General features: G+C 67.6%; 6 protein-coding genes. 1 reads left to right on the top strand and 5 read right to left on the bottom strand.

Translation table 11 applies throughout. From position 1 onward, the window contains the following. Positions 1-130 precede the first annotated feature (130 nt). On the bottom strand, positions 131-1,303 hold the full coding sequence (locus G154_RS02180; protein ID WP_023986343.1) for a pyridoxal phosphate-dependent aminotransferase: 1,173 nt from the start codon (positions 1,301-1,303) through the stop codon (positions 131-133). A 26-nt stretch (positions 1,304-1,329) separates the two neighbouring features. Between G154_RS02180 and G154_RS02175 the strand changes: the two genes are divergently transcribed. Further along, positions 1,330-1,881 carry an isochorismatase family protein gene (locus G154_RS02175; protein WP_019512545.1) on the top strand — a complete coding sequence of 184 codons (552 nt, stop codon included), beginning with the start codon at positions 1,330-1,332 and terminating at the stop codon, positions 1,879-1,881. Positions 1,882-1,902: 21 nt separating this feature from the next. Here the strand turns inward: G154_RS02175 and G154_RS02170 are convergent, their stop codons facing one another. Genes G154_RS02170 through fadD3 form a run of 4 tightly spaced genes read right to left on the bottom strand, consistent with a single transcriptional unit; the run spans position 1,903 to position 6,509 of the window. Further along, a complete protein-coding gene (locus tag G154_RS02170) occupies positions 1,903-2,838 on the bottom strand; it encodes an acyl-CoA dehydrogenase family protein (protein WP_019512544.1) in 936 nt (311 codons plus the stop codon). Next, the gene (locus G154_RS02165) at positions 2,835-3,791 is read right to left on the bottom strand and encodes an acyl-CoA dehydrogenase (protein ID WP_019512543.1); all 957 of its coding nucleotides are present in this window, start codon (positions 3,789-3,791) and stop codon (positions 2,835-2,837) included. Before G154_RS02165 ends, G154_RS02170 begins: the two co-directional genes overlap by 4 nt. After that, positions 3,788-4,936 carry an acyl-CoA dehydrogenase family protein gene (locus tag G154_RS02160; RefSeq protein ID WP_019512542.1) on the bottom strand — a complete coding sequence of 383 codons (1,149 nt, stop codon included), beginning with the start codon at positions 4,934-4,936 and terminating at the stop codon, positions 3,788-3,790. The genes G154_RS02165 and G154_RS02160 overlap by 4 nt, the downstream gene beginning before the upstream one ends. 1 nt (position 4,937) lies before the next feature. Further along, positions 4,938-6,509 (bottom strand): 3-((3aS,4S,7aS)-7a-methyl-1,5-dioxo-octahydro-1H-inden-4-yl)propanoate--CoA ligase FadD3, encoded by a 1,572-nt coding sequence (fadD3, locus tag G154_RS02155; protein ID WP_019512541.1) that lies wholly within the window; start codon positions 6,507-6,509, stop codon positions 4,938-4,940. Positions 6,510-6,521 lie beyond the last annotated feature (12 nt).

Raw genomic sequence — 6,521 nt, 5'->3', positions numbered from 1 at the left:
TGAGCGCAACTGCGAACCGGCCATCCCGCGACGCCAACGCACCCGACAACACGACCGCGACTACCACATCAACGCCGAACGCACCCGCAACGCAGCCGCTGTCGCCCTCGATGGCGACCCGCCGTTCTGACTACCGGCCGCTCTGGCCTGCCAACCACGGCCCCATCCGCTCCAGCGCTGTGGTGATATCCGATGCTGCACCGGCGAAGGACAACCGCACGAACGATCCACCGTGCACGGTGTCGAAATCCACGCCCGGTGCGATGGCCACCCCGGTATCGGCGAGCAGGCGGGCGCAGAAGTCGAGCGAATCAGTGGAGTACTCGGAGATGTCGGCGTACACGTAGAACGCCCCGTCGGCTGGGGCCAGGCGATCCAGACCGATCTGGGCCAAACCGGTCAGCAGCACCTCACGATTGGCGGTGTAGCCCCGAACCAGTGCTTCCGCCTCGGCCAGCGATGCCGGATCGAACGCCGCGACCGCGGCCAGTTGTGGCAGCGTCGGCGGACAAATGGAGAAGTTCCCGGTCAGGCGGTCGATCGCACGACGCAGCGGCGCGGGTACCAGCAGCCAGCCCAGTCGCCAACCCGTCATGGCGAAGTACTTCGAGAAGCTGTTGACGACAATGGGATTGCGGGAAGTCTCCCATGCGGAACTGGTCGCGGGCGCACCCTGATACTCCAGACCGTGGTAGATCTCATCGCTGACCAACTGCACGTCGCGTTCGTCGCACCACGACACGATGGCGGCCAGATCTGCGGACGGGATGATCGTGCCGGTCGGGTTGGCTGGACTGGCGATGATCAACCCCTTCACCGGCGGGTCGAGCGCATCGAGCATCGCCACCGTCGGCTGGAAACGGGTGTCGGGACCGCACGGCACCTCGACGACCTCGCATCCGAGTGCCGACAGGATGTTGCGGTAGCACGGGTACCCGGGGCTGGTCACCGCGACGCGGTCGCCGACGTCGAAGCAGGACAGGAAGGCGAGCAGGAATCCGCCGGTCGACCCGGTGGTGATGACCACGGCGTCCATGTCGACATCTATCCCATGCTTGGTGCGGTACGACTCCGCGATGGCCGTCCGCAGTTCCGGGATGCCCAGTGCCACGGTGTATCCCAGGTTGTGGCCGGCCAGCGCCGCTGCGGCGGCAGCGCGGATCGGCTCCGGGGCCTGTGCGCTGGGCTGGCCCGCGGACAGGTTCACCAGGTCGCCGTGGGTGCGCTGGCGTTCGGCCGCGGCCAGCCAGACGTCCATCACGTAGAACGGCGGGATTCCGGCGCGCAGAGCTTCAGTAGACATCGAATCCAGGCTAGTCTGCGGTCACCATGACCACGCTGCACGACCGGCCGCACAGCGCACTCGTCGTCGTCGACGTCCAGGAACAGGTCGTTGCCGACGCGGTACGTCGTGACGAGGTCGTCGCCGCCATCGGCAGGCTGGTCGACCGGGCGCGGGCCGAGAAGGTGCCGGTGGTCTGGGTGCGGCATTCCGATGACGAACTGTTGCTCGGCAGCGCCGGCTGGTGCATCGTCGACGAACTGGTGCCCGGCCAGACGGAACCGGTCATCGAGAAGAAGCACGGTGACTCGTTCGAGGCGACCGACCTCGAGGATGTGCTGGCCGGCCTGCGAGTCGGCAGGTTGGTGGTGGCCGGCGCCTGCAGCGATCAGTGCGTCCGATCAACCATCCACGGCGCCTTCGTCCGCGGCTATGACGTCACGCTGGTCGGGGACGCGCACACCACCGTCGATCTCACGCAGTGGGGTGCACCGCCGCCGGAAATGGTTGTCGCACACACCAACCTGTACTGGGCGCACCAGAGCGCGCCGGGACGCACGGCCGCGGTCGTCGATGCCGATGACGTGGAACTGGCCTAGAACGAAATGGCGGCGAGCCGCCTAGAAAACTTGAGCTTCCAGACGACGCAGGTGCTCACGGGGAGGCCCGAGCAGCTGAGCACTGGCATGCGCCCGCTTGAAGTACAGCTGGATGTCGTGCTCCCAGGTGATGGCGATGCCACCGTGTAGCTGCACCGCTTCGGCGGCCACGTCGGTCAGCGCTTCGCTGGCGAACACCCGTGCCAGTGAGGCCGACGCCGGGGACGGATCGGCGATGGCGTCGTAGATGACCGCCCGTGCCGATTGCACCGTGACGTAGAGATCGGCCATGCGGTGTTTGAGCGCCTGGAAGCTGCCGATCGGCCTGCCGAATTGCACCCGGTCCTTGGTATAGGCCACCGTGAGGTCGAGCGCTCGGGCGGCGGCACCGATCTGTTCTGCGGCCAGCAACAGGGCAGCGGTGTCGGCGAGGCCGGGATCGGCTCCCAGCGCGGCGGTCTCGCCGGCGGTCACCGACGACAGCCGTCGGGTCAGGTCCATCGTCGCGTGCGGCTTCGCGGTGACATCCGTCCACCTGGTCAGCTCGGTCCCGTCGGCGGCGATAACGATATCGGCGATGTCACCGTTGACGACATACTCGGGATCGAAGACCACCGTGCCGATCGAGGCGCCCTCGGCCAACCCTTCCAACAACTCGTGGTCCCCGGCATGCAGCAGGGCCAGCTCGGCCAGCGTGGTACCCAGCAGCGGCGTGGGTACCAGCGCCTTACCGAGCTCCTCCAGGACGACGGCGGCATCGGCGAGCTCACCGCCGGCCCCACCGAGATCCTCGGGGATGACCAGTGCTGCGGCACCGACCTGCTCGCACAACAGCTTCCACAGCGACTCGTCGTAGCCGCGGTCGGACTCCATCGCGGTACGGACCGCTTCGGGGGTGGCGTGCTTGTCGACCAGTGCCGCAACGGTGGAGCGCAGCAGTTCGCGTTCTTCACTCACGAAAGGACCTCCAACAGGCGGCGACGGTGCAGGGCCGGGTCACCCCATGCCGAGCGCAGCGCCTGCACTCGGAGGAGCAGCAGCGACAGGTCGTGTTCCTGGGTGAATCCGATGGCGCCGTGGGTCTGCAGTGACGAACGCGCCGCCAGCAGCGCGGCATCGGCGGCGGCCACCTTGGCCGCGCTCACATCGCGGGCAGTGTCCGGTGACCCGTCGGCAAGCGCCAACGCCGCCCCATGGACCAGCGGGCGAGCCATCTCGACAGCGATGTGGACATCGGCGAGCTTGTGCTTGATCGCCTGGTAGGAGCCGATCACCCGGCCGAACTGGGTGCGCTGCTTGGCATAGGACACCGACAGGTCCAGCATCGCCTGTCCGGCACCGACCAGCTGGGCGGCCGTGGCCAACACACCGAACTCGTAGGCGCGTGCGGTATCGGCGGACTGTCCGTCCCCGGATGCGTCCACCTCGAAGAGCCGCCGCGTGGGATCGACCGAATCGTGCGCTGCGCCCGGTGTCGCCTCCGCTACCCGACCATCACCGGCCAACAGCGTCAGCCCCGCGAAGTCCGCGTTGACGGCGTAGGGCACCTGCGGCGGCAGTGCGACGGTGGCAATCAGCTCCCCGGCAGCCAGCGCCGCGGATCGTTCGTCGTCGGCGAGCAGGATGGGCGCCACGGCAATCGATTCGGTGACCGGACCCGGCACGGCCCAGTAACCCAGCCGTTCCAGTGCCACCACCAGATCGATCGGTTGCGCCTCGATCCCGTCGAACTTCTCGGCGACCGACAGGGCGGTCACGCCGAGGTCGGTGAGCTGTGCCCACACCTTGCGGGCGGGGGCGGAATCGCCGTCGGCCCAGGCCCGGATTGCGGCCGGTACGTCGGCCGCGCCGAGTGCGGCATCGATGCTCGACGCGAAATCGCGCTGCTGGTCGTCTATCTCGAAGTTCATGACTTGGGCTTCCCCCCAGAAATCTCACGTGGCAGGCCCAGCAGGCGCTCGGCGATGATGTTGCGCTGGATCTCGTTGGTGCCGGCGTAGATCGGCCCGCCGAGCGCGAACAGCAGACCCTCGGTCGTCTGGTCGACGATCTCGGCGTCGGCGCCCTGCAGATCCAGTGCGGTCTGGTGCAGTGCGACATCCAGATCCGACCAGAACACCTTCGTCACCGAGGATTCCGCGCCGAGTTCACCACCGCCTGCCAGCCGGGTGACGGTGCCGAAGGTGTGCAGGCGATATGCCTGGGCCTTGATCCAGGCATCGGCAACGCGATCGGTGAACACCGGATCCGGGTTGGCCTTCCACTGCTTCACAAGTCGTTCCGCCGGCGCGAGGAACCGCGCCGGACTGCGCAGGGACATACCGCGCTCGTTGCTCGACGTGCTCATCGCCGCGCGCCAGCCGTCATTGGCCTCGCCGATGACATCCTCGTCGGGAACGAACACATCGTCGAGGAAGATCTCACCGAAACCGGTGTCGCCGCCGAGCTGGGCGATCGGCCGCACCGTGACACCCTGGGCGTGCAGGTCGAACATGAAGTAGGTCAGGCCCTTGTGTCGCTGTGCCTGCGGGTCGGACCGGAAGAGGCCGAAGGCCCGCTCGCCAAACACGGCGCGCGAACTCCATATCTTCTGACCGTTGAGCAGCCAGCCGCCCTCGGTGCGGGTGGCGGTGGAACGCAGCGATGCCAGGTCACTGCCCGACTCGGGCTCGGACCACGCCTGCGCCCAGATCTCCTCACCGCTGGCCATTTTGGGCAGCACCCGGTCCAGCTGTTCTTCGGTGCCGTGCGCGAACAGCGTAGGCGCCAGCATCGACGTGCCGTTGGCGCTGGCCCTGCCGGGGGCGCCGGCGCGGAAGTACTCCTCCTCGAAGACCACCCACTGCAGCAGGCTGGCGTCCCGGCCGCCGTACTTCTGCGGCCAGGCGATCACCGACAACCCGGCGTCGAAGAGCACCTTGTCCCAGGTCCGATGCTGGTCGAATCCCTCACGGGTGTCATACGACTTGGTGGGGAACGAATCCCGGTTGGCGTCGAGGAATTCGCGGACCTCGTGGCGGAACGCCTCGCTGTCCTCGTCGAATGTCAGATCCATCTCAGCTCCTCCCGTCGAGTTCGCGCAGCGTCGGTTTGACCACTTTGCCTCCAGGGTTGCGTGGCAGCACGTCGAGGAACACCACCGAACGGGGCACCTTGAAATTCGCCAGATGTGTGCGGGTGTGCGCGATGACGGTCTCCTCGTCGAGATCGGCACCGGGCTTGGTCACCACGAAGGCCCTGCCGACCTCGCCGAGGCGATCGTCGGGAACGCCGATCACCGCGGACTCGGCAACCCCGTCGAGACGGGCCAGTACCTGTTCGATCTCGGCGGGGTAGACATTGAACCCGCCGCAGATGTACATGTCCTTGAGCCGGTCGGTGATGGTGAGATTGCCCGCGTCGTCGAGCCTGCCGATATCGCCGGTGTGCAGCCAGCCGTCTTCGTCGATGGCGGCCGCGGTGGCCTCCGGATCATCGAGGTAGCCCAGCATGACATTGGGCCCGCGCAGCAGAACCTCACCGGAGTCGTCGAGACGAAGCTCGAACTCGGCGATGGGGCGCCCACAGGTGGTGGCCACGGTGACGGCATCGTCGTCGGCGCGGCACATGGTGCCGAAGCCGGCGGCCTCGGTCAATCCGTAGGCGGTCAGCACGATGTCGATGTCGAGCTCGGATTGCATCCGTTCGATCAGCACGACGGGCACGACGGCGGCCCCGGTCACCGCGAACCGCAGGGACGACAGGTCGTAGTCGGCGCGGCGTGGGTGGTCCAGCAGGGTCTGGTAGATCGTGGGCGGACCCGGCAGCACGGTGATCCGGTGTTCGGCGACGGCCTTCATGGCCTGCTCGGGATCGAAGGTGAGCAGGGGATAGAGCGTGGCTCCGCTTTGCAGGCACGCGAGAATGCCTGCCTTGTAACCGAAGTTGTGAAAGAACGGGTTGATGCACAGGTAGCGGTCGGTGTCGGTGACCTGCCCGCAGGCCGCCCAGGCGGCCGAGGCGTCCAGGGATTGCCGGTGTGCGCACCGCACGCCCTTGCTGCGGCCGGTGGTGCCGGAGGTGAACAGGATGTCGGACACGTCGTCGGGGGAGACCGCGGCGGCGCGGACGTCGACGGCGGCCAATGCGCCATCGTTGTCGCCGCGGCTCATGAAGTCGTCCCAGGTGCCGTCCTGCGCGTCGATGGGGATCCGCACGATATCGCGCAGTGCGGGCAACGCGGCGCGGTCGAGCTGGCCGGTGCGGTCGGCGCCGAGGAACTCTCCGGCGGCGATCAACAGCGGAGTGGCTGTGCGCGCAAGGATGTCGGCCGCCTCGGAGGCGGTGTAGCGGGTGTTCAGCGGGACCACGATGGCGCCCGCATAGTGGGTGGCCAGCGCGGCGACCACCCAATGCCAGGTATTCGGCGACCAGATGGCCACGCGGTCGCCCGCGGCCACTCCGAGATCGATCATCGCGGCGGCCGCGCGCCGAACCTCGTCGCGGAGCTGCCGGTAGGTGAGACGTCTGTCGGCCGTCACCACCGCATCGTGGTCGGAAAACTGCACGGCAATCCGGTCCAGGACCGCCGGAACGGTTCTGATTCCCCGGTCGCTGCGCTGCCCACCGGCCTGCGGGTCGCTCGTCATTGACGCTCCTCT

Source organism: Mycobacterium sp. VKM Ac-1816D (genome assembly GCF_000416385.1).
GTDB classification, from domain to species: Bacteria; Actinomycetota; Actinomycetes; order Mycobacteriales; family Mycobacteriaceae; genus Mycobacterium; species Mycobacterium neoaurum_A.
Note: the sequence above shows the minus strand (reverse complement) of the source record. Positions and strands in the feature narration are given on the sequence as shown.

Bases quoted from the DNA above. Each gene is read 5' to 3' on its own strand.
- G154_RS02160 (WP_019512542.1), bottom strand. From the start codon at position 4,936: ATGGATCTGACATTCGACGAGGACAGCGAGGCGTTCCGCCACGAGGTC.
- G154_RS02175 (WP_019512545.1), top strand. From the start codon at position 1,330: ATGACCACGCTGCACGACCGGCCGCACAGCGCACTCGTCGTCGTCGAC.
- G154_RS02180 (WP_023986343.1), bottom strand. From the start codon at position 1,303: ATGTCTACTGAAGCTCTGCGCGCCGGAATCCCGCCGTTCTACGTGATG.
- G154_RS02165 (WP_019512543.1), bottom strand. From the start codon at position 3,791: ATGAACTTCGAGATAGACGACCAGCAGCGCGATTTCGCGTCGAGCATC.
- fadD3 (WP_019512541.1), bottom strand. From the start codon at position 6,509: ATGACGAGCGACCCGCAGGCCGGTGGGCAGCGCAGCGACCGGGGAATC.